Here is a 24,422-nt window from a genome sequence, read left to right as displayed (position 1 = left end):
TTAGATTACAAATTATAATAAATTTTAATTTAATTTTCTTTTAAAATTCAATCTTACTAAAGATTAAACTATATTAGCAAAATAGTATTTTTAAAATTAAATAATAACTATAGAAAATGGGAGATTTTCTATAGTTACTATATACTTATTACTTGATAAAATTTAATTTTAATATGTAATTTAATTTATAATTGCTTGCGTTATAATATTTAATATAAAAGGAATTTTTAAGGAGTTGAATAACATTGAAATTTGAATTAGATATTGTTCATAGTGAGACTTCTTTAAATAACATAGAGAAACAAAAACAAAATTTCACAAATCTAATTGCATTATGGAACCCTGATTATATAAATGAAGCGGAAGTAAAAAAGGAAAATAACGAAAGAGAAGATTCATATACATATGAAGGATTTTCAGATGAAGAAATACTGTACTACTACTTGAATCGACAAACACATTTTGACCAAGAAAAACGAATCAAGGATGCATCAAGAATCCTATATGCACGTGATTTAAGTCAGTTTTATTTCTTTATTAAACAAAGTGAGGAATTTCTACAGAAAGATGTAAAGGATTATAAATTTGGTCAAGTATGGAGAAACCTTAGGAAACGGCATATCCGTAATTATCAAAAATGGTTATCTCAAGAGGCAATCTCCTATCAGTCAAAAGATAAATACAAGCCATCTACAGTTAGTAGAAAGCTTGGTATTATTCGTTCATATTTGAAATGGCTATATGAAATCCAATATATTCAGGATCCTCTACATGTTGAGATACTAAGTACAGCTGTAAATAAACAACATAAACCTAAACGGGAGTTATCATATGAGGAAGTAAAACAATTGCTTCATTACTACAAGGATAATGAAATTAATTACGCCTTATTGTCAGTCCTAGCTACTACAGGATTACGTGTTGCAGAAGTCGCACATGCAAAGTGGGATGATCTTGAGTATGACGCTATACGAGGACGATATTATTTAAAGGTTGATACAAAGGGAGATAATGAGCGGATTGTTTCTATTAATAAGGAGATTTTTAATCGGATTGCTGCATTTCGAATGCGGAGAAGATTACCTATAGACATTGGGAATAGAAATGGTGGAACAGTATTTCAAACTAAAAACCATACTGCTTATAGAGAGAATTATTTATCACAATATATTTCTAAAATCATTAAGGATACTCAGCTACCCTTTACAGAGAATATCGGAATTACTCCCCACTTCTTTAGACATTTTTATGTACAGTATTTATATGATTACAAAGGATTACCACCTCATATTATCGCAGCTGCAGTAGGTCATAAAAATGATCGTACTACGAAAGAAAATTATTTGAATCAGCGATTGACGAAAGATAATGATGCCGGTAATTTAATTTTGGAAGATGAATTTTAAATTGAACCTCTATTAAATAAATATTAAAGCGATTCAATAACACCACTTATAGTTATGTATTTTTTATATAATTAGAATCGTTTTATTGTCTGTTTATTTTTATTTATTCACATAAATGTTCATTAGTAATTCGCCAAGTATCCCTATAAATAGGTTGTATTTTAGGTAATTTAGTATACCCTTTCATAATTTAAAACTTGATTTCATTTAGAAGTGTTAATTTATTAGTTGTAAATAATATATAATTTAATTTTTTTGTTCTAATAAAGATTGCTTCTGAATTTTTAAATTTATTACCAATTTCTACTGCTTTGTCAGTATTTTTTAACGTATTATTTTTATTAACCTCAATTATATCTTTTAATGGAATATTAATTGTTGCGCCTTGCCATGTAATGGCTATTTTTTCGATTGATTTTATAATTTCTATTTCTTTCATATTACTAGTAACTCCCTAATCTATTTGTATTTATCTATATAATAGAGTATATATTTAGAATAGAAACCAGCCAATTTCATATATATTCACTCAGCCATTGTGTAAATAGGTAATACTAGTACAAAGATTTTTAGATTTAGTTACAACCTAGGGCAAATTTGCAAATTTTTTTGAGTTGAGTTTTCGGCTAATCTAAATTATGATGATATTATTCATAATATTAAATGCTATGAAAATATAAATAAATTCAGCAGAGCTCAAGTCCAGACAACGTATAGAGCTATGAAAATGAGTTGAAGTGGCTTTAGCATTGCTTAAAACCTATAACCAATTATTTGTTAATAGCTAAAAAATAATCTTATAGGAGGGGATAGATAAAAGTATCTTATAACGAATAAACCATATGTGAAAAATATACAGGAATGGTGCTAATGAGAAAAAAAACTAAATATCAGACTTGGATTCGAATGAAAAAACTGATTGTATTTTTGATAAGCTCAATAATTCTTCTATTGATAACATTATTGCCTATTACTTTCTATCTGCGAATCCTATCAGGGGTTTTAGCGATGCCTTTTATTTATATAACGTTTATACTTTCTTATTCTACTTACCAATTCGCAGCATTCGGAGAGGATTACCAATCAAAAATACATGATTTAATTGTTAAAAAAGTGAATTGGGATGGAGAAGGAAAAATATTAGATATTGGAACAGGTAGTGGGTCATTGATTATTAAACTTGCAATGACTTTCCCTAAATCCTTTTTAACTGGAATTGATTATTGGGGGAAGAATTGGGAATACTCACAAGAGCAATGTCAACAGAATGCTAAAATAGAAGGTGTATCTGATAGGGTTAATTTTTTAAAAGCAAGTGCCGCTGGGCTCCCTTTGCAGGATGATGCATTTGATATAGTTGTAAGTTGCCTAACATTTCATGAAGTGAAAGATACAAACAATAAAATAGAATTAATTAAAGAGGCTATAAGAGTATTAAAACCTGGTGGTGAATTTATCTTCTTAGATTTATTTATGGATGAAAAAATATTTGGGGATACAGAAGAGTTCTTAAATAACCTAGAGAAACTCGATATATCTAAATTGAATAGCTACAAGCTTGCTGAAGAAATGAAATTACCAAAGCTTTTATTAAATAAAAAAGTATTAGGAAATGCAATGATTTTGAGTGGCAAAAAGTAAAGGGGTATTAATTGCTTACGAAAGTATTGAAGAGTTTTCTAAATAAGGGTACTAACTTTATTTAACAAAGTGATGTAACTCTATGTTTTTTTATTAGCGAGCGGACGTAGACCCATTTAAGCATTTAGTGTGTTTGGTAATCAAATATGAATTTTTCAAACGTAACGTAGTGAAGCACTTTATATAGGGGTAGCGCCACACATCCATCAACTTAAGGATTTTGTGCTGGTTTAAAATAAAGTTTGGTTAAAAAATCATTCTAAACCCATAATTTCAATGCATATAAAAAGCCATTGTTTTAAACAGTAATTGAACAAAACGATGGCTCTCTTTTATTTTCCAGAACTGTTTTTCATAAAAAAGTCTGATTAATTTAATTTTCCTTATACCACTAACGCACCATTTAGTTTAATAAGAATGAATGGATTTAAACTTTCTTCCAATAAAGTTAGCAGGTACAGGGTTGAGTTCTATTTCTCTTGACCAAACAGAGAGTTGACCAATGTGGTGAATCTCATGAGCAATTATATGATGTAATATTTCCTCAACAGTATATTTATCTTCATCCCAAGCAACACATACAGCTTTCTCTTTTAATTCATCTAAATTTTTTTTGAGAAATTCAGCTATTTCATTCCGGAATCTATCTGAAAGAGATTTAACCCTTTCAAGTGTATCATAATCAGCAAATTCAACTACTATGTCTTCTTTGCCTTGAATACCACGAACCCAACTATATTCAACATCAATAATGTGAAAAAGGGTATATAAAATACTTCCTACTCCTCCAGTTCGCTCTTTTATCAACTCTTCATTTGATAGTTGATTACACCATTCAAACCATTCGTCTCTTACTTGCCAGTTATATTTAAAAAAATTTATCAATGTAAATACTCCCCTATATAATTGTTTATAGCAATAAGAATTAGCTTTTGTCACTAAAACCCCTCTTTTTATTGAAGTAACCTGCCCTGTTAGTTCAATAAAACAAGCTCTAGATAAGTAATCTCGAGCAAAAGCGTTGCACCTTATTAAAACAACACGTCTTTTTTAAACTTCGTGACTTTATTCCAAATCCGTATATAGACTATTTTTGGAGTTAAAAGCACGTTACTATTCTCTTATATTAATGAGAAAGGGTGACGTACTTTTTATGAATATCCACCAAAAACAAGAGTTATCTTTATTTGCCGAAGAGTTATATCGATATATGTCTCCCGCTACACTTAATCAATTAGCTATAGAAGCAGGCGGGATGAAACGAAAACGTAAGTGCCATGGGCACCATTTCTTATCTTTGTGTGTATGGTTAAATCAACAAGTCGCTACTACCTCTCTTACTCAACTTTGTAGTCAGTTAGAAACCTCAACAGGAATTTTATTAAGTCCGGAGGGACTTAATCGACGCTTTAACTCAGTCTCTGTAGCTTTCTTTCGAACTGCATTTACTACACTTCTACAAGCTAAAATTGGAGGTTTATCTAAGATTTCTCATTCTCTTTCAGCTTACTTTGAGCGCATTCGCATCCTTGATTCTACAACCTTCCAAGTTCCAGATCGATTCGCAGCTACTTATCCTGGTGCCGGAGGATGCAGTCATAAAGCTGGTGTGAAAATTCAACTAGAGTATGACTTGTTGAGTGGGGAATTTTCTGATGTGGAAATTGAACCAGGAAAACGAAGTGATCAGGCATATAGTGCGACTCGAACAGGTATGGCACAAAAGAATGAACTATATATTCGTGACTTAGGATATTTTCGTTTACAAGACTTTAAGTCTATTCAAGACAAGCAAGGATATTATTTATCACGTCTTAAGTTACCAACTAAAATATACAGAAAAAAGTTCGAAACAGTTGTATTTAAAACAAAGCCCACTCAATTGAGACCGGTATATATACAAATTCATTTGGAAGACATCATGACACAATTACAACCTGGCCAAGTGTATGAATTACATGATGTTTATGTAGGGAGTAAAGACAAACTACCTACTCGCATTGTGGTTTATAGATGTACCGAGGAGCAAAAACAGAAACGCCTACGTGACCGAGCTATTCGCGAAAAGAAAAAAGGAATTACTTATACAGAGCGTACGAAGCTTTTACAAGGTATTACGGTATATATGACAAACATTCCTACGGAATGGGTACCAAAAGAGAAAATCTATGATTTATATTCACTACGTTGGCAAATTGAACTGTTATTTAAAATATGGAAATCTTGGTTTCAAATTCATCGTTGTAAATCTATTAAACAAGAACGATTAGAATGTCACCTTTATGGGCAACTCATTAGTATTCTATTATGTTCTTCTACCATGTTTAAAATGCGAGAACTCCTGTTACGGAAGAAACAGAAAGAGCTAAGTGAATATAAAGCGATGTACATAATTAAGGATTATTTTTCATTTTTTTACCAAGCATTACACAAAAACACCCAAGAATTATCAAAGGTTCTCCTTCGTCTGTTTAACCTCCTACAGCACAACGGACGAAAATCTCATCGATATGAGAAAAAGACAGTCTTTGATATTTTGGGTGTTGTGTATGATTATACCACTTCTACTCATCATGTAGCATAGTAAAAAATTGAAGCCTGTCAGGGTTTATTTGATATGCCCACTTTTATAAAATCTATAAAAGATAATAAAAAGCTATATGGAAAGACCGCATTTTGTATAAAAATATACCTTAAGTTGATGGGCATGGGGTAGCGCCACATAGCTATCAAGCTAAGATTATGTAAAATCAATTTCAGGTGAGAAGGTTTTGAAAAAGCTGATTTTGTATTAAATAAACCAAAAGATATTTTGAATTTACTTTAACCAAGCTCGTGTCTAATAAAGAAATTTGGTTATTGTTGGCGCTATCTTTCAGTGAAGGTTTTATTGATATTCTAATTTTATTAGCATCAAACACCTTAATTCTAGTTAACTTTATGCTTCTTATTAAAATTCCTGGCAAAGTTTATGGGTTAATAATTAACCTACGGCTAATTTATAGGTAAACTGATAATCAAAGTGTTAGCTTGATGGAAATAAAATAAAAGAACTCTTTTTAAATGTAGTTGGAAATTTAATTAAAAAATATGAGGTTTAATCCATAATAATTACAAATTAATTAATAAGAAAACAAAGAGTGATTCCTCTTTTTATACCGTTTTATTAAACCGGAAAAACTTCAATTTTTGTTGGCTTTGAAAACCTACGTTCTAATTCTCTTTTAATCTTATTAACAGCAAAAACTTCTGAGGATGCATGAACTTTAGCTACCTTTTTTATAGCAGTATTACCCGTGACTAAAATATAACTTACCGAATACGATGAAATCATATATTCACCCCTTCAATGTAACATGTTGTTATAATATATGATCCTTATCTTAACTCTATGAAAGAAATGTAAATTAATATAAAGTTTCCTTTTTAATTCATAGCATATACTTAACTAAATATTAATGAAAAAAGGCCTCTTTTCTCGTTGAAAAGAGGCCTTTTACCGTATCATATTAAGGTTTTTCGGGTACTAGTAATAGTAAGTAATGTACTGGGATACAATTTATTTACTATGCAATTAAGTATAGCATGTATATATCATAAAAGGCTGTGTCAAATTTACGAATAAATATAGTATCAAAATACTTATAGCTAACCAAGTACTGAAGTTATACTATTTTCATACTTCTGCAGTTGACTAAAATTTAAATGAAACTTTAAATTGAGACTAATTATCCAATGTTCTTATCTCTTCGGGAGTATCTTTGTATTTTTTATTTTCTTTCAACAATCTATAAAACTCACTTTTTAATATATTTTTTTCGCGCTCTAGTTTCTTTTGATGCTTAGTCAATTCATTTATACGCTTCGCACTTTCTTGTATTTTTAAATACATGCTCATAATCAACCTCCCAATAAATTATGCTTAAATATATGAGGTTTTTGTACAAAAAATACGGTGAAATTTTTTGTACAAAGGAAGCTTTTCTTTGGTAGTCATTATAGCCTTGCTATCTGGAGCTTATGTAGAGACATAAAAAATTCATAGGAAAATTATCTTTACTTCATATCAGCTTCAGGTGCATGCGATAGTATATATACATAATAACACTAGAAAGAGCTAATCAAGATGTCACTTGAAACAAACATTATTCTTTCTTTATTAGATGTACAACTGTGGATTGCTCATCATCGGGATAATAGTCACATACATGTAAAAAAACAAAAATTAAATTCATCACCTTACTCAAATAAGTACGCAAGTGTAAATAAATAAAATTAGACATTTATACATATTTTGTATATAAATTAACCGGTTCCTTATATGTTAAGGAACCGGTTGTTGACTTATTAGAAAAAGTTATATTTTATTAATTACTTTCTGGGTCTTTAGATTCCACTTCTCCTTCATTATATTCTTTAGTAGTACCGAATCCTGAATTCCCACCTTCAATAAATGAGGGTTGTCTTTGATTCGATCCTATCTCATCTTGAAAAGTATTTACTTGATTTTGGCTAGACTCACTTATGTCTTCTTGAATAAAAACATGTGTTACATATCCTATTGAAATACCAATTATAACCAGGACACTGCAAACAACTACCTTAATCCATGTTCTCTTCATTCCTCTCTTAGGTGTAGCATCTATTATTTACAAAAAATGTATAAATTGAACTTGCAGTTACTTTGAAGTTATTTCATTCTTTGTTTTCTCTAAAGTAAACACATTCATTTTTCAAGAAACATCTTGTACAACTAAATTCTGTTTTTGTAGATAAACAGCTTTATCTGACTGTTTGGCTACGTCTTGTGAATGAGTCACAACAATAATACATTTATTTTCTTTATGTGCTAACTCTTTAAACAACTCAATAATTTCCATAGACGTTTCTTGATCTAGGTTTCCAGTCGGTTCATCTGCAATTAACAAATCTACATTACAAGATAATGCACGAGCGATTGCGACACGTTGTTGTTGACCACCGCTAAGCTGTAACACATTCCTTTTTGCTTCTATTTCTGTCAATCCTACTTTTTTTAGTAGCTCCAATGCTCTTATCTTTTTATCTTTTACATCGACTCCTGTTATTTCCATTGCTGTTATAACATTTTGAAGTGCGGTCATATAAGTAATGAGATTATAAGATTGAAAAATAATTGATACATACTGATTTCGATAGGAGTCGAGACCAATTTTACGTATATCCGTTCCTTTATATAAGACATATCCACTTTTTGGAACGTCTAATCCACTGGCTAAACTAAGAGTTGTTGTTTTTCCTGAACCAGATGGCCCTAAGATAGTATAAAAACTTCCAGTTTGAAAAGAAAAATTTACATTTTTTAAGATTGTAGTTCTCTTATTATTACTTTCATAATGATAATTGATATTTTTAAACTGTAAAATTGTCTCCATATCGAGCCTCCTTATTCATCTTTTAAAAGAATTTGTTTTGGATTTAAACGAAGAATGGATAATGCCGGAAGAATCGTTCCTAGCATAGCGATTCCTAATCCAATCCCCCCTACTTTTCCTAGATCTTCAGTTGAAATACTTACATCGATATTATCAACCGGATCTACGTCTGCAGCAGGGTTACCACTTAATTTTGCTATAGGATCTTCCGGTTTATCTTCATTCTTTGCTATTTCACTAGATAAAAGATTATCACCCACTTTTTGAGAAACTTTCTCTCCTGTTGCTAAAGATAAACCAAAAGCTAATACAGCAATACATAATACCTCAACTAGTAATTGACCCATTAACTTCCACTTTTTCTCGCCTATAGATAACAAAATTCCAATTTCTTTTCTACGTTCCTTAATAGAGAGCATAATTATTAATCCTAAAATCGTTGCACCTGCAATAGACACCATAATTACAATCGTTTTCGAAAAAGATGCAATATTTTCGATTGGACCAATCATCTGTTTATAAACGTTATCTTGTGCATCTAATTCATAGTACGCTGGTAACCCCAATTTTTTTGCTTCTTCTTTAAATGCATCAATATCCTTAGGATCCTTTAATGAATAGATTGCATTTTCCAGTGAATTCATAACAGAATACGGTACATATATTTGATTAGCAGGCTCTAATAAAGCAAAAGATTGTCCTCCAAAAGATGGAACCTCTTCTTTAGACTCATATATACCTATAATTTCTAGCTCTTTCGTGGTAAGTTCCTCATCCATTACTTCACCTATCTGTAATTTATCACCCACTTTTAAATTGTTTTTTTCAGCTAGTTTTTTTTCAATCATAGCAACGTTTTTTCCTATTGTTTTTGACGTAATTCCCTCTCCTTCAATAAGTTTTAATTTTTTGTCTTGAGCAGCTTCTAATGAAAAAAAGTCTCTAACACCCTGTAAAGTGAAATTTAAATTATTATTTGGACCAAATGATTGAGCTCCTCCAGATGGTTCGACATTATGAAGCTCTTTCAGCTCAGCAATAGCACTTTTTAGATAATTATAGTGATCTAAATACTTAGAGTTCTTTAATTTATCAGCTTCTTTTTTTTCGATACTTGGTACCTTTCTCGCTTCATTAGCATTTTGATTATTGTTTTGTTCTTCCAAATACTTATTTATATCGATTCTTAAGTTGATATCAGCTCCTAATTGTTGCCTAGCCAAATCTGTTGCTTTACTGGATGCACTTTGAATCGTAAAACCAGCGAATACCAAATTAATAACAACTAGAAAAATAGCAAGTAATATAAGTGACTTTCCCTTTCTTGATTGTAAACTCAAAAATGATCGTTTGATAAAATTCATGTTCTCTAACCTCCTTGATGCCATAGTATTGTATTAATCTGGAGTTTATATGAGGATTGTCTAGAGATATGTGGAGTTTATATGAGTTTCTGGTGCAAAAACTTCAAGATAATTGCAAGTAACCTTTTAAATTTGGACATATAAACTGTGATTTAGACCATAACCTTGCCACTTTGGCAAATTTATGCTTACAACGATAAAATTTTAAATCCATTATAAAATCGCTTAATATTATAAAGGCATTAAAAATAAGGTTTTACCAAATCCACTTAATAACACTTAATTATAGGAGCGTTATCGTACATTATAACTTAAACTAACTTGCATAATAACTTACTTTAACTTAATATATTCTTATGGAGGTTACTTATGAATCAAGAAGAGCGATTGATACGAGTTCTTAATTATTTAGAAACAAATAAAACTATGAATATAAAAAAAATGTGTGAAATGTTTCATATCTCAAGAGATACTGCAAGAAGAGATATAGTAAAACTTTCAAAAAACAAAGCAATAGTTAGAACTTATGGCGGAGTGGCTTTAGCTACTTTTCATAAGAAAATTAATACTTATCAAGTACGGTCACAAACTGAATTAGAAACGAAAAAATCGATTGGAATGAAAGCTGCAAATATAATTGCAAACAATGACATGATTTATTTAGACGTTTCAACAACTGTCAACTTTGTAGCGCAACATTTACAATCAAAGAACGTAACTATTGTGACGAACTCTATTGATACTGCTTATATGTTAGCTCAATCTGAAGATACGACTATTCACCTTTTGGGAGGAACTTTAAATAAGGTTTCTCGACATACTACGGGGACTTCGACCACTGAAAAACTCAAAGATTATCACTTTGACAAGGTATTCATTGGAACTGCAGGTATTACAGAAGACGGGATATACTATGGTTTTGAAGAAGATATTTATTTCAAGCGTGAATTAATAAAACATGCTGATCAAGTTATTTTAGTGGCAGATCATACTAAATGGAATCAGCGACGAAATTATAAGGGTTTAACTCTTGAATCTATAGACACATTCATTACAAATCAAGTTATATCTAATGATTTATATAATACTTTGAAAGAAAACGGTGTTGAAGTAGTAATTACAAGTGAAGATTAAAAAATAGGGAGGATTTATTTTGGTTACATCTCTTGTTTTTGATGTAGACGGCACAATTTTAGACACAGAAAAAGCAATATTAAAATCCTTACAAAAAGTTTTAAAAGACGAACTAAAGGAAGATTATACGTTACAGGATTTACGATTTGCATTAGGAATTCCTGGAAAAGTAACCTTAAAAAAATTAGATGTACAAAATATAGACGTTGTCCATCCGAAATGGTGCAAATCTGTACTAGATTTTTCCCATGAAGTTTCGGTGTTTGAAGAATTAGAGGACGTTATTAAAGAGTTATCCCTTAGTAAATTAAAGCTAGGGATTGTTACATCAAAAACTAAGCAAGAATTAATAGACGAGTTCGAGCCATTTGGCCTAAGCGATCATTTTGAACATATAATTTGTGCGTGTGATACGGATAAGCACAAACCACACCCTGAACCATTATTAGCTTGTTTGAAACAATTAGATGTTCCTAATGATGAGTCAGTATACATAGGAGACTCAATATACGATATGAAATGTGCGAAAAGTGCTGGTGTTAAATTCGCACTCGCTTTATGGGGTTCAAAGACAAAAGAAGGTTTTGAAAAAGCTGATTATATATTAAATTCCCCAAAAGATATTTTGGATTTAATTTAATCAAGTTTCTTACTAATAAAGACATTAAGTTACTCACTAAAAAGTCGATTTCTTAGCGTACAGGAAATCGACTTTTTAGTTATAGGATCAGCGAAAGAAATTCGGTTATTGTTGGTGCTATCTTTCAGTGAAGGCTTTATTGATATTCTAGTTTTTTTAGCTAAAAACACCTTAACTCTAGTTGCCTTTATGGTTCTTATTAAAATTTCGGCAAGTTTATGGGTTAATAATTAACTTACGGCTAATTTATAGGTAAAATAACAATCAAAGTATTAGCTTGATAGGAATAGGGTAACATCACTTGCCTATCAACTTAATATTTTATACATCCCCATAACAAAATTTTTCTCTCTAAAGTTATTTATGTAAACACCATTGACTAATTTGTTTATAGACAATGCCATTCAAACAAAATAAAAAGGCCTAGATTGATCATATTTTAAGATTGATTTCCATAGTTGAAAGTAAACCTCATTTACAAATTCATTTGTTTCATAACCATTTTTAACTATAGCAAATACGGTGTCATATATTCACTGAATTGTTAAATCAAATATATATTCAAAATCTTCTTCGTCACCGGATAACAGACGATCTATCCAGTTGCTTATGTTGTCATTACTAGCCAAATAGGCATCCTCCTTAAAATTGATTTCACTATATATTGGACAGTAATCATGATAAAGTTCCAAGTTTGATAAAAAAATATATTTATCATCCCTTTAGAAGTATATAGATTCCGTTAAGCAATTAGGCTGGTGTAAATTTAAACCTAATGTTTTCCATTTAAATGTGATGGAATAGAAATATATATAAAGAGTAGGAAAAACAACTGAACTCAAACACAAAACAGTTTATTTATGATATCCAGCAAAGAAAGAACAATTATATGGAAGATGTATTAACAGCAATACAACACCCTAAAAAAGAGCAATCTGAACAGGTCATTCAAAATATAGTAGAGAAGATGGATATGATGATTAGTTTAGTTACTACCTACATGACTATTGAATCAGAATCTATGAAAGAATTAAAAGAACTTCAGGAAGAAATTATTCATGCTCAAGCATATATTCAAAAATGAAAATTTGAAGAAACACAGAGATAAAACCCTCTGTTTTTATTCAGTAATCTATGACGCCAATCTGTTAAGAATCAAATTAGATGTAATTTGATTCTTAATTTAACTCGTGTTATGGAGTTTTGAGAATCCCTTAGCGTATAAAAACGTTAAAATGTGCGTGCTCCTCCTTTGTAACCTTAAAACTCATTCCAGCAATTCCTTACAACGTATATTTATAATGCAAACCCTAATTACAGACAGAGGGAGAAGAATGTTTATTATTCTCCTCCCTCTGTCTATTAACAATACTTGATTATAGCTCTGTAACCTTTTTTATTCATCTCGTATTATTCTACGAATAGTTTAAGGTATAAGTACTTCTTATTTGATATTTAGTGCTGATTCACTGAAAACATATATTCTTTGTATGTTTTTCGTGTGGATAGAATAAGCCCCATCATTAGCATGTTCGAAAATAAAGAGCTTCCGCCATATGATAAAAATGGAAGTGCAATACCTTTGACAGGCATTAATCCCACAATCATACCGATATTTTGAAAAAATTGTAACATTAGAACGCCTACAATTCCTGCGCATAGTAAGGTGCCGAATAAATTATCTGCGGAATTACCAATTATAAGTATTCGGGAAAGCATTAAGAAGAATATACATATTATCAAAGTGGCAACTATAAAACCGCCTTCTTCGGCAATTGTGGCAAAAATGAAATCAGTATGTTTTTCTGGAATATAAACATTTCCAGAACCGAAGCCTTTTCCTTCTGTCCCTCCACTACCTACAGCTAAAAGTGATTGTTGAGTTTGATATCCCTGATCTGTATGCTGAAATGGATCTAACCAGCCTAAAATTCGCGATTGTTGGTGAGGCTTTAATAAAGTAACTAACTTATTGAAGAAAATATCTGGATATTTTACGTATATAAATATTAAAGCAGACATTACAGCCATTGGAATTCCTGCACATAGTACGATTAACTTTTTTTGAATTCCTGACATAAATATAATACATGCAATGGCTGCTATATATAGGAACACCATTCCCGTATCGGGTTGACTATATACAAGTAACGCAGGTGGAATAGTTATCAAACATATTTTACCAATCAAAAGTAAATCAGTTTGAAATGTCCGTGCCATATACTGTGCATTATGTTTTACGACTAAACTTGCGGCCAGAAGAATTAAGGCAAGCTTAAAAAATTCAGCTGGTTGAATAGCACCAATAATTGGAAATCTAAACCATCTTTTTGCCCCTAATATTTCAGGTGTAAAACTTGACACTGGTAATACCTTTAAAATGATAATTGAGATGAACCCCACAATATAAATCGGCCAAGCTAATTTTTGTAATTGATCTAAATCGATATTGGCAACAATTAATAATAGAACAAAACCTATGGCGTAATTTACCATTTGTTTCATAGCAAAATTTTGGTTACCATATTGCCCGGTTTGCTGACTGCTGTATATTGCAACAATACTGGTGATACATAATATGAATAAAATGAATATTAGTTTCTTATCTAATTTTTTTAAAAAAACTATTTTCCCCACCATTTCAACCCCCTAGACATTGTGGTATTCACTTTTTATAGGAACTATCCTGTTTTTTATGTGTACATTAACATTTATTAATATAATTTTACAATAATAAGGAGATATTGAACATTCTCAAAATTATCCATACTTATGAGGCTACTTTAAAAGGTGACTGATTAGTGTGGATAAGGAAAGTTTATTTAAATGGAGACATTATGAGCCTAATATTATTTTGTTGAACGTGAAATGGTACCTACGGTAAAACCTAAATTCTCGTGACTTGGTGGAGTGCTTTTTAAGTCTTGCCTACTTTGCATGAGTCACTCCAAACTCATCTGAACCAGGAATGTAGTCAGACCATTTTTAGAATACGGGTATCACTATGACCTGGTTTAATAAATACCTCACACGAATCTTAAAATTCTTACATTATAATTTTTCTGAATTACTCTTTGAATTTTTTCGGAGAAGTTCTTCAATAAGCTTTGCTTTTTCATTCACCCTTGTTGCATATGTGAAATCACCATAACAATATGGATACCTAAAATTTTTTTTATTTCCACCACAAGTGTACATCTCTGGATTTTGATCAACTTTCATCTTAGAAAAATTTTTGGCCGAATCTTCCGAGTGTTGTTTAACTTCTTGACTAGCAATAAAATCAATATACCCTGGTCCCATATTATAGCTTTGAATAATTGTCTCCATGCTAACATCTTTTTCCGTTCCATATTTGTACATTTGAGCAAAGTGTTTGACCCCTTGTCTAATGCTCAAGCTTGTCTCTTGAATTTCATTTGGCTTTAATCCCAGTGATTCAGAAGACTGCATAGGGTCGTTTCCCTCACCTCTACTCTCTTGGTACATAATTCCTAATAAAACTGCTGTTTTACCTTCTAAATTATATTTTTCTAATTCTCTTTTCACGGTTAGCTCATATTGCAATAAACGTTGTTCGGTAGCAATCGCTTTATTTCTTTGAATATTGGTTTTATGCTTAACATAAAATATTACAGACATGGTTCCTAAACCTAAAATACTAATAAAGAATAATATAATAAATCGTGTTTTAATCGTATGCTTCATACATTACTCCTCCTCCTATAAAAAATCCGTACCTTTTTGGACTCAAAATTATTTTTTTAGGTGTAAAGTTTAATATAGGAATTTAAAGAAAAAACAACCACCTGAATTGTGGATTTTTCAAGGCGGCTTATTTTTTGAATCGTTTCCTTCCTCCTACAAGTATTACACTTTTTTTTTGAAATTTTTTGTTCTTTGTTTTGCCCAATTGATACATTTCTTTTCAATTAAATGATACGATACTATAGAACAAAGTATTGTCATTGTAATACATAAGATAAGAAGGAAAAGGATAGGTATTTTTGTATACAAAAGTTTAAATAGTACCATCATGATTGGAAAATGACATAAATAGATACTATATGAAATTTCTCCTAAGTATACAAATACACTCTTATTTAAAATTTCTTTTACCTTTAGATTATTCATGGCCATTATAATCAGTATACTAACACCAATTACGACACCCCAATCCTTTAATAGGAAAGCAGTATCACTACGAGAAATCAGCAAAATTCCAGTAGAGTATACATATAAAAAGATTCCTAGTGTGATAAGAAGATTTCTTTTTAAATTTTTCATATTTCTATATAAGTGGGTAAGTTTTTCCTGATGCTTAAAAAGTAACATTCCGACCATAAACATAGATGTGAAATGCAGTGTATCGGCATAACCATTATAAAATCCCTCAGCTTTCCCAATATGCAACATATTAAGAAAAATACTAATTAAAGAAAAGCTCATAGCAAACAGTATCGTTTTCTTCCAACTCTGTTTATAAAATAGAAGGAATAACAAGGGAAACACGATAGATATACGCATTTCTTGAGCTAATGACCAGATAACCGGATTATAATTATCCGTAAAAAAGTTATTAAGAAGTACAAAGTGATTGATAATATCTAATTTTGTTATTGGCCCTTGCCACTTATCATAGAACCAATCTCGAAGTCCTGTAACTTCATATGATGAAAATAAAATAAATAAAGCAAAGGTGATAAATATCCAGAAATAATAAGGGATATAGATTCGTACAAATCTCTTAATTAAATATCCCCAATAATTTGTTTTTGAATGATAGAGTGCCATAGATAGCACAAAACCACTGAGTACATAAAAAATGATTACAGCTTCTCCACCAGCCCATAAAAACCTAAGAGGCGATAGTTTTATAGAATTAGGCAATGATGGTAGCATCAAACAAAAATGTCCGATTACCACTGTAATAGCTGCTAAACCCCGTATAGAATCTAACTCTTTTATTCTCTTACTCATAAAGTCTTCTCCTTGTAAATTGTAGATTTTACTGTTAATAAAGGCCACTATACTAGTGTAGTGGGAGAATTGTACATATATACGTATAGGGTAGAAGGAACTATTAAAATAAAAAGTAGGGTAAACTTTAAATTTTTGAACTCTTTTTTTTAGGTAATCTAACTTTAAATATTGTTCTTATCACATTACTTTTAGCAGAAATCACCCCATTATTACTGTTCGCCTATATTTTTAGGATTACAATTAATAGACAATCTAAGTAATAAATTTGTTCCACAGTTACAAAAAAATTAAACCAGTGTGCCCCAATTGAATATCAAAACACACTGATAACTTAGTCTTTTTCTTTTTGTCTACTAAAAAGGGGTAAGATCCCATCACAATCAAGCCAAGAAAAGAAAATACCCAAAATAAGAAAATTTACATCTCCAAATTATGGTATCATTAAACAAAAATGTCCAAATACAACTGTTATAGCCGCTAGTCCTCATATGATTCTAATTCGTTTATTCTCTTACTCATAAGGTGTTTTCCTTGTAAATTATAGCTTTTGTTATTAATATAGATGACTATACTAGTGTAGTGAGTGAAGTAAATATATTTTGTTTACTTTTCTTTAAACTTCCGATATAAACACTACAGAAAATTGTGGATCTTTTAAAAGCATTTTTCATATTTATGCATAAATTATAGAATAAATATAGAAAGAAAAAAGAAATTTTATCTAAAAAATTTTTTAAGATTTTATTAAATTTATTGACTCACATAAACATATTTACGTATTTTAAAAGTTATTTTGCCGTTAATAAAAATCACCATACTAGCGCAGTTGGAGAATTGTACATATTGTGCTTATGTTTCGTTACATTCCTGATATAAACAGTACATAGTCAATCTGTGTATCTTTTGAAGAGAATTTTCGTATTTAATTAAGCATAAATTATAAAATAATAATCGTTAAAAATTTGTATTGTCTTTTAGAAAGCACTTTAAAACTGTTTTCTAAACCCTTGTTATAGTTTGTCTGTTTCTCTGTCCATTGAACACCCTTATCTCCAGTCCAACTTAATCTATTAACAACATATATGTTCCTTTTAAACTTTTCTGTAAACCACGGTTATATGCACTTGTTATATTAGATATTACAATTCGAGTATTGGTTTCTGCATTGTTCAAATCTTCGTTCAATCTCTGGGTGCTAATCCACCTCGACCGATTTGAAACAGTCCAAGAGACTTGCCCTGATCTCCAACTGCACTTGGATCAACCTTGCTTTCAAGGTGCATATGCAAGCATAATTAATGATTGAGTATACACCTTGAATTTTTTGTTTATCTTTTTTATGAATACATTTTTGTACATATGCTTTTTAAATAATGATGTCTAATAATAAGGAAATAAATCATTTGTATACAAATAAAGATTATTAATACAACAATTGAGCTTTGTAGAACAGACATTTCCTTACTCACTGTTTGTCCTAATTGATGAAAAGTCAGGTATGCAAAACTGCTGTGAACCATTGCTACTACTATCGGTAAGAAAAATAGAATTATCATTTGTCTTGTCACAATTTGCTTTAACTCTTTTTGTCTTAAATCTAATTTTGAAAGCATCTGATATTGCTCTTGATCACGTTCTAAATCAGTAAATAAACGGAAATATAAAAAGCTTAGCGTAAATACGAAAAATACAATCCCCACCATTACACTTGAAATAGAAAGTAATCTGTTTTGTTGTTTCAGCTCAAGCCATTTTAAATTTAAAGATGAAAAGGCATAATAATCCTCTTGACTCGTACCAATGAACTTTGAAAGCTTTGTAGAAATCACACTTGTTTCAGACCAATTTTTAACGATAAATCCGTAAATCGTGTAATCTCGGAGTGGGCCTCCTTGTTTTGGAATACATTCAGCATAAGACAGGAATCCATAGTTGATATGAACTGTATCTGGAGATTATGTAAAGAAAAATAGATAATCAGTTGTATATCCTAATGGGTATTTAGACAAGATTGAAACTTTATATGAGTTTGATAATTGAGTTACCTTTTGTTTTTGAGCATGAGGTTTATTGCTGGGATGAAACTTATCGAGGAGTTTACCCTTTCAATACACTTTTCAACTAAATATTTTTCTTCAATAATAGACAGACCTTCATAAGTTTCTTCATTGTTTGCATTCTCTGCTGCGTCAGTTTTGTTTTCCTAACTTACTGTTTCAGTCTTAACTTGAATTTCTTCCTTATAATTACAAAAAGGATATACCTAAACATTTAACTGCTAGTAAAATATTTCCTTTTATTATTCTATAATGATAATAATTAATGAGTCAAAGTGATTTTGCGAAAATTATATAAAACAGGCATAATTTATTATTTGCTTGGCAAGTTATGCTTGGTACCCCAATGAGATACTAGAGAATCTCTCATTGTAGTACCCTCTACTATCTTTACAGGAGTAGCAACACGTCTTCATCTATCTACTAATGTCATTAATTCATTTCTCTTTCGCATACCGCTATGTCGCCTTCAATTTTGCTTCTTTTTCGTTTCTTACGTTCTTCCATATCCACGTCGGAAGGACGATTTTTGATTAGTTTTTATCTAAATAGGATTTCACTCCTTATTTACCGAGAGAAAATTTATGATATAATAAAATTAGCTAATTTTAGGGAATATTTTCTCTACAGCGCTCCTTGCCATCGAGCGTTTTTTTACTTTTCAATAGCTAACTTTCTGAAAAGCTGTTAAAATTCAGTTACCGATATGTGTAACAACTAGCCTGTGCTTCTGTACAGGCTTTTTTGATGCTAGTTTTTAGCTAACAAATGTATTCCCCTCACTTCACGCATCGGAATATCCAGAACAGTTGTATTGGTGGTAACACCTACCGTTTTAGGCTCTTTTAATTAACTGAATAATAAAACAATACAAAACTTGTCTATATTCAAATGAATAATAATATAGTTTTTAACTTTTTTATTTGTTGATTCACAATATAAAAAGAAGAACCCTTATAATAAGGATTCTGCAACAGGAAATAACAAAATATAAACCGTAAAAAGAATTACTTATATTATAGTTTTCATTGGGGTACCTCCACACCATCATCAAGCTAAGGTTTGAATAGACTCCTAGATGAAAATCTTCTTTCTCTACAGATAGTTACTCAGAGAAGTCAGCTCATTTTTTCGTTTTGGAGTAATTCTGAATTCTTAAGTTATGGGACATGCCATCAGACAGCTATGTCAATGGATTCCATAATGCCAAAGCGAATATCCAATTTGGGTCACCATTTCCTTGATGATTTTGAACCGCTTCATACACTTTCCCTTGATGTTCTACTTTATCTCCCTTTGTATATGCCTTCCTCGGATCCCATTTTTCATAAGATACATTTTGATCTTTTGTTTTTACCGGAAGAATGTTACTTTGAATTGATGTATTTCCAGCTGCATCTACAGCCTTCACTGCATATTTATATTCCTTATTAGCTGTTAAGTTTTGATCAGTAAATGTCGTTCCTTGTACTGTTTGAATCAATTGTCCATCGCGTAGTACCTGATATTCTTTTACACCTACATTATCTGTAGAAGGGTTCCATTTTAGCTCTACACTGTTAGAAGCAACGTTGCTTGCATATAATCCTTGTGGTTGTGTGGGAGCTTCTGTATCTGGTTTCGGATTAACAATTTTATCTACCTTCTTCAACCCTTCTTTTGTAATCTCATACACCACCTTAAATCCAAAACTTTCCTGAATGTTTTTTTCCATATTTGTAATAATAGCTCTACCCGCACCTTCTAAATGTGTAAACTCAATAAAATCCCCTACTTTTACCGGGAATTTTGCTTGCTCAGCATTTTGTTGCTTATTTCCATACACCTCTTTGTTATATACCACTTTACCTGATGTATTTTGCACTTTAATGCTTACATATGTACTATCAAAGTAGTTGTGTGGTACACCTGCTTTTAAATCAATTTGCATTTCTTCTGTTGATTTATTTAAATTTACTTTCGCAAATTCAAAATCTCCAATCCCTTTCAACGACCATGCAAACTGGCTTCCTTCTAAAGCATTCGAAGAATTCGGTGTATCTGGTTTAATCGGATTAGAATCTGTACTTTCCCAAATTTCAGCCGTTAAATTTGGATACCCTAGTGACGCTATTTTTTGGATTGTATCATTATTTGGACGTAATCCCCATTTCTCAAAAAACGGAATTAAATTTTGTTTTGCTGCCTTTGATGCTGAAATCATAAATAATTGTTTTTTCGTTTCATCAGTTTGTGGAATCTCATTTGAAGGCATGTCTCTATATAGCTGATGCAACTTCGGATAAAAGTCTCCTCCATACGCTAGATGTAATTGCCATAACATAGCCAGTTTAACAAAAACATTATTAATTTCATCATAATCCTTATTTTCTTGTGCTAAATATTTAGATACCTTAGGATAAACCCCTTCTTCTTCTAAACGAGACGGTTGCCCAAATGCTTTTTCTACGGCTAAGCTGTAAATATTATTTTGAACTTCGCCCATATTATAGAATCTCCAAGGAACCTGTTGTCTCAAATGTCCAGCTTCATGCCAAGGTCCCCATCCATCCTTAGTAAATTTATTGATATCTAATACATATTGAATGGCATCTCCTACATACGCTGTTCTATATTCAGTTGCGTACATAATAGCCAGATTTGATCTTTTCTTCTACGTAATGAATATAATGTTTATCTACTTGTTCTTCCGTTAATCCAGACATTCGATCTTGAATCCTAGTAGCTTCATCCATTTTTTTCAATAATTGGGCCGGGTCTGTATTAGAACCTAGCAAGTATTTTTTTACACGTTCAGGAGTAGCAGTAATCAATACACGCTCTCCTTTTAATTCGACTGCAAATGAATTCGGATTTTGATTAAGCATATCAATTAAATCTTGTTTTGTATGTTTTCCAAGTTCAAAGTAAGGAACGGGGGTACCTCCCTTTTGAATAGTGGTTCGAATTGTCCCATTTTCTTGTTTGTTATAAAAATATATCATTCCTCCGCCATCGTATCGAATCGTATTTGTACCAGGTTTTAGAGTAAATGATTTTACTAACTCTTCTCCTTGTGAATTTCTATTGTATGAAAATGCTCCAATATATGCGGTAATCTCATTATTTCCTTCTACATCAATAGTAATTTCTTCATTTGGTTTCGCATACAAACCAGTAGGTTCAAAAGGACTAAACGAAGCAGCTCTTCTATCCTGTTGCGACAGTGCTTTAACGTCACCTTTCCCTTGAACAGTAAACACCCGATTTTCCACTTTCACTGATCCCTCATTTTTTAACACGGATAATTTTTGTTGCTTCGCTTGCTCTTCCGCAAAGACTTCTAATGAGGGTGTTATTCCAGTAGCAAACATAGATAATGTGGCAGTTATCATCACTAAATTTTTTGTTTTTTGTTTTTGTCCCCTTTTCATAATATCCCTCCGCTATATTTTTAGATACTTAAAATATGAATATACAAGTAATAGATATTACCTGTATATTCATATTATCTATTTACACATATTTATACAATTTAACATAAAGATGCTCATTTATATAAGAAAGTGGATGCATTTCAATTCACTTAATAAGATGAATAATCAAATAAATGTATGAAAAAAAAGATTTTAATATATTTATTATAAAAAAACGAATAAAACATAAAAAAATGTCGAAATATTAACACATTGTATTCTGGTACAAAAACCTCCGGACAGTTATAACTAATCACCTAAACCCGGATATATCAGTACTTTAAAAAGAACGTGATTCTAATTGGGATCACCATATCATTTTAATAAATTTGTACGCTAAGAAATTTATAGATGAAGAAATCAGTTGTGTAAAATTAAATAAATGTTTGTTTAATTATTTTAGTTATGAATCAATTTGTGAGATATGAGGATAGTTGAGTTTCGGGTTTCAATTGTCTGCTTTGTTAATTTCTCATTTATTATATAAATTTTATATAGCAAAGAAAAAAGCATCCACTACGGATGCTTCCTCTAAAAATTAATAACTATAAGGTCTTCTAGTGTTGAATATAATATGTCTACTTCAGACACTCATGAAAAAAAGGAGAAAAGATCATTTACTGTTCCTTCAATAGAAGTCCCAGTTCCTGCCGGGAAAAAATACAAAGTTGATTATGTATTTGAAAAAGTTAAGGTTTCAGGAAAGAATAAAATTGATGTAAATCTCTACGGTGATGTTACTTATTATTACAATAATCAGCCGATGTCACCAGAACTTTTATATTCAGTACAAGGACTTGCAGCTGATAAGCAAGGATTTGAGAAAGTCATAAGAGATTCAGCTGTAGGAAACGATAGATTTGGAATTAAGACTACAGGTATTGGCCAGTTTAGCACTGAGTTTGGAACACGTCTAACTAGAACTCTTACAGACATTACTGATTCTAGAAATCCAGTAAAACTAGAGACGAAAAATGTTCCAGTTGAGTTCAAAACACTTTCGACTGACACTAGAGTAATTAAATAAAAGATAATGTCTAATTAATAATCTAATATAAGGGCTTAAAAAGGCTTAGTACCCCCCCTTATATTAAACACGTTATTTTATAAGAAAAAATTAAAATTAGATTTGAAATGTATCAAGTACATTATTTTTCTCTTCTTTATTAATACCAATGTATCTTAGGGTAATTTGCGGTGTACTATGATTCAATATTTCTTGTAACATAGCGATATCCTTTGTTTGTTTATAGAACCAATAGCCGAAGGTTTTGCGCATGGTGTGAGTACCAATGGATTCTACACCGGCAAAATCTCCGGCTTTCTGCAATTGTCGATAAGCCTGGCTCTTACTAATGGGTTGATCCCCTTTTCTTGAAGGGAATAACCAGGTACTTTTTAAATCTTCAGCGTATGGCAACACTTCCTCAAAAATGGATGTAATATTTATAATACGCTCCTTTTTTGTCTTGCCTTCTTTCACTTTAAATTCTTTTCGTTTTTTTCGCTTCAGTTTTAAAATTTCACTCTTTTCCATTTTAAGTAAATAATTTACACGTAAACCCGTATTAATACCAATTAGAAATAAAAATGTAATCACAATCTGAACAATGACGTTTAAGAGACCATTTCATATCTTCGAGCTGTTCTTTGCTTCGAAGTGGTTGTACATCAATTAAATGTTTCTTTTTATTCATCTGCTTTTAAATCCCTTTTTTTCAATGATTTGAATGTATACTTTTTTATCTATTTTAAGAATATTAATAAAAACAGATTAAAGTCACTGTTTAAAAGCAAATGAAAGTAAACTAATCGATAATAATTTACATTAGATATCTTTAAAAAGTGTTAAAAAAACGACCTTTAATCAATCCTTTTTTCTAAAACCACAGAAAAGATAAGTACTATAGTTAACACCATAATAAACCTTACTTCACTTCCATCACTTACAAAAAATGAATACAAAGTATAAATTAAAATTAATATTCCATAAATAATTTTGTGCAATGAACTTCCACCTTTTCCTATATATATTTTAGTATAAAAGTTTAATTCAAGTCCTAGATCAAAATAAAAAGCACCTGTGATATACACAAAGTGCTTTTCTCTTGTCAATTTATCTATTTTCACTATACTTATCTATTTTCTTTTTATAACTCAAACTTCTTAGAACCGTACTTTTAGCTTGTTGCAATTCATTTTATTTATATGGAATATGTTTTTATCTGTCTGTACATCTTCAACATTTTCTCCATCTACTAATAATCTCCTGTACTTAAAAGAGTGCCCTGTTAATACTGTTGTAACCCCCTCCTTTTGTTTGATTAC

General features: G+C 30.8%; 18 protein-coding genes and 6 pseudogenes. 8 read left to right on the top strand and 16 right to left on the bottom strand.

All coding sequences use genetic code 11. From position 1 onward, the window contains the following. Window positions 1–245: 245 nt before the first annotated feature. Window positions 246–1,406: a tyrosine-type recombinase/integrase gene (locus DN400_RS18795; protein WP_098944653.1), complete on the top strand. Its 1,161-nt coding sequence runs from the start codon at window positions 246–248 to the stop codon at window positions 1,404–1,406. A 190-nt stretch (window positions 1,407–1,596) separates the two neighbouring features. Here DN400_RS18795 and DN400_RS18790 read toward each other — a convergent pair whose 3' ends face one another. Continuing rightward, on the bottom strand, window positions 1,597–1,845 hold the full coding sequence (locus DN400_RS18790; protein ID WP_000658334.1) for a SunI/YnzG family protein: 249 nt from the start codon (window positions 1,843–1,845) through the stop codon (window positions 1,597–1,599). A gap of 431 nt (window positions 1,846–2,276) precedes the next feature. Here DN400_RS18790 and DN400_RS18785 point away from each other — a divergent pair, with 431 nt between their 5' ends. Further along, window positions 2,277–3,047 (top strand): class I SAM-dependent methyltransferase, encoded by a 771-nt coding sequence (locus tag DN400_RS18785; protein ID WP_147801834.1) that lies wholly within the window; start codon window positions 2,277–2,279, stop codon window positions 3,045–3,047. Between the two features lie 408 nt (window positions 3,048–3,455). On the opposite strand, the gene DN400_RS18780 is transcribed toward DN400_RS18785, so the two are convergent. Beyond that, window positions 3,456–3,932 (bottom strand): DinB family protein, encoded by a 477-nt coding sequence (locus DN400_RS18780; RefSeq protein WP_033667686.1) that lies wholly within the window; start codon window positions 3,930–3,932, stop codon window positions 3,456–3,458. A 268-nt stretch (window positions 3,933–4,200) separates the two neighbouring features. Between DN400_RS18780 and DN400_RS18775 the strand changes: the two genes are divergently transcribed. Then, window positions 4,201–5,631 (top strand): IS4 family transposase, encoded by a 1,431-nt coding sequence (locus DN400_RS18775; protein ID WP_147801833.1) that lies wholly within the window; start codon window positions 4,201–4,203, stop codon window positions 5,629–5,631. A gap of 582 nt (window positions 5,632–6,213) precedes the next feature. Here DN400_RS18775 and DN400_RS29590 read toward each other — a convergent pair. The 5 genes from DN400_RS29590 to DN400_RS18760 form a co-directional block, all read right to left on the bottom strand. Further along, window positions 6,214–6,381 carry a hypothetical protein gene (locus DN400_RS29590; RefSeq protein WP_000625961.1) on the bottom strand — a complete coding sequence of 56 codons (168 nt, stop codon included), beginning with the start codon at window positions 6,379–6,381 and terminating at the stop codon, window positions 6,214–6,216. Between the two features lie 390 nt (window positions 6,382–6,771). Further along, the gene (locus tag DN400_RS29585; protein ID WP_000063204.1) at window positions 6,772–6,945 is read right to left on the bottom strand and encodes a hypothetical protein; all 174 of its coding nucleotides are present in this window, start codon (window positions 6,943–6,945) and stop codon (window positions 6,772–6,774) included. Window positions 6,946–7,414: 469 nt separating this feature from the next. Next, window positions 7,415–7,669 (bottom strand): hypothetical protein, encoded by a 255-nt coding sequence (locus DN400_RS18770; RefSeq protein ID WP_147801832.1) that lies wholly within the window; start codon window positions 7,667–7,669, stop codon window positions 7,415–7,417. A gap of 111 nt (window positions 7,670–7,780) precedes the next feature. After that, a complete protein-coding gene (locus DN400_RS18765) occupies window positions 7,781–8,461 on the bottom strand; it encodes an ABC transporter ATP-binding protein (protein ID WP_097946307.1) in 681 nt (226 codons plus the stop codon). A gap of 11 nt (window positions 8,462–8,472) precedes the next feature. Then, a complete protein-coding gene (locus DN400_RS18760) occupies window positions 8,473–9,825 on the bottom strand; it encodes an ABC transporter permease (RefSeq protein ID WP_147801831.1) in 1,353 nt (450 codons plus the stop codon). Window positions 9,826–10,194: 369 nt separating this feature from the next. On the opposite strand from DN400_RS18760, the gene DN400_RS18755 reads away from it, so the two are divergent. Both DN400_RS18755 and DN400_RS18750 read left to right on the top strand, forming a co-directional pair. Continuing rightward, the gene (locus DN400_RS18755; protein ID WP_147801830.1) at window positions 10,195–10,959 is read left to right on the top strand and encodes a DeoR/GlpR family DNA-binding transcription regulator; all 765 of its coding nucleotides are present in this window, start codon (window positions 10,195–10,197) and stop codon (window positions 10,957–10,959) included. Window positions 10,960–10,978: 19 nt separating this feature from the next. Then, entirely contained in the window at window positions 10,979–11,599 is a 621-nt protein-coding gene (locus DN400_RS18750) for an HAD family hydrolase (RefSeq protein ID WP_098205436.1), read from the top strand. A gap of 372 nt (window positions 11,600–11,971) precedes the next feature. Here the strand turns inward: DN400_RS18750 and DN400_RS18745 are convergent. Beyond that, window positions 11,972–12,228: pseudogene (locus tag DN400_RS18745) on the bottom strand (sigma-70 family RNA polymerase sigma factor); the annotation flags it as partial. Window positions 12,229–12,431: 203 nt separating this feature from the next. Here DN400_RS18745 and DN400_RS18740 point away from each other — a divergent pair. Continuing rightward, complete coding sequence (locus tag DN400_RS18740) at window positions 12,432–12,683, top strand: hypothetical protein (protein WP_097946301.1); 252 nt, start codon at window positions 12,432–12,434, stop codon at window positions 12,681–12,683. Window positions 12,684–13,054: 371 nt separating this feature from the next. Here DN400_RS18740 and DN400_RS18735 read toward each other — a convergent pair whose 3' ends face one another. Then, a complete protein-coding gene (locus DN400_RS18735) occupies window positions 13,055–14,239 on the bottom strand; it encodes an FtsW/RodA/SpoVE family cell cycle protein (protein ID WP_098283009.1) in 1,185 nt (394 codons plus the stop codon). A 163-nt stretch (window positions 14,240–14,402) separates the two neighbouring features. Here DN400_RS18735 and DN400_RS18730 point away from each other — a divergent pair. Continuing rightward, window positions 14,403–14,480: pseudogene (locus tag DN400_RS18730) on the top strand (IS6 family transposase); the annotation flags it as partial. A 170-nt stretch (window positions 14,481–14,650) separates the two neighbouring features. On the opposite strand, the gene DN400_RS18725 reads toward DN400_RS18730, so the two are convergent. The 5 genes and pseudogenes from DN400_RS18725 to DN400_RS18700 form a co-directional block, all read right to left on the bottom strand. Continuing rightward, window positions 14,651–15,307: a lysozyme family protein gene (locus DN400_RS18725; protein ID WP_098205431.1), complete on the bottom strand. Its 657-nt coding sequence runs from the start codon at window positions 15,305–15,307 to the stop codon at window positions 14,651–14,653. A gap of 162 nt (window positions 15,308–15,469) precedes the next feature. Then, complete coding sequence (locus DN400_RS18720) at window positions 15,470–16,579, bottom strand: acyltransferase family protein (RefSeq protein WP_000044177.1); 1,110 nt, start codon at window positions 16,577–16,579, stop codon at window positions 15,470–15,472. A 940-nt stretch (window positions 16,580–17,519) separates the two neighbouring features. Continuing rightward, window positions 17,520–17,856: pseudogene (locus DN400_RS30155) on the bottom strand (transglycosylase); the annotation flags it as partial. A gap of 63 nt (window positions 17,857–17,919) precedes the next feature. Further along, window positions 17,920–18,480 (bottom strand): annotated as a pseudogene (locus DN400_RS18705) (ABC transporter permease); the annotation flags it as partial. Between the two features lie 1,342 nt (window positions 18,481–19,822). Next, window positions 19,823–22,052: pseudogene (locus DN400_RS18700) on the bottom strand (M60 family metallopeptidase). Between the two features lie 583 nt (window positions 22,053–22,635). Here DN400_RS18700 and DN400_RS18695 point away from each other — a divergent pair. Further along, complete coding sequence (locus tag DN400_RS18695) at window positions 22,636–23,121, top strand: ETX/MTX2 family pore-forming toxin (protein WP_309523891.1); 486 nt, start codon at window positions 22,636–22,638, stop codon at window positions 23,119–23,121. 96 nt (window positions 23,122–23,217) lie between these two features. Here the strand turns inward: DN400_RS18695 and DN400_RS18690 are convergent. After that, a pseudogene (locus DN400_RS18690) lies at window positions 23,218–23,791 on the bottom strand (tyrosine-type recombinase/integrase). 166 nt (window positions 23,792–23,957) lie between these two features. Then, window positions 23,958–24,224, bottom strand: coding sequence for a hypothetical protein (locus DN400_RS29705; protein WP_147801829.1), 267 nt, complete (start codon window positions 24,222–24,224; stop codon window positions 23,958–23,960). Window positions 24,225–24,422 lie beyond the last annotated feature (198 nt).

It is taken from the genome of Bacillus sp. AR8-1 (assembly GCF_008042345.1).
In the GTDB taxonomy this organism is placed as follows: domain Bacteria; phylum Bacillota; class Bacilli; order Bacillales; family Bacillaceae_G; genus Bacillus_A; species Bacillus_A cereus.
This window is presented reverse-complemented; position numbering and strand designations above follow the sequence as displayed.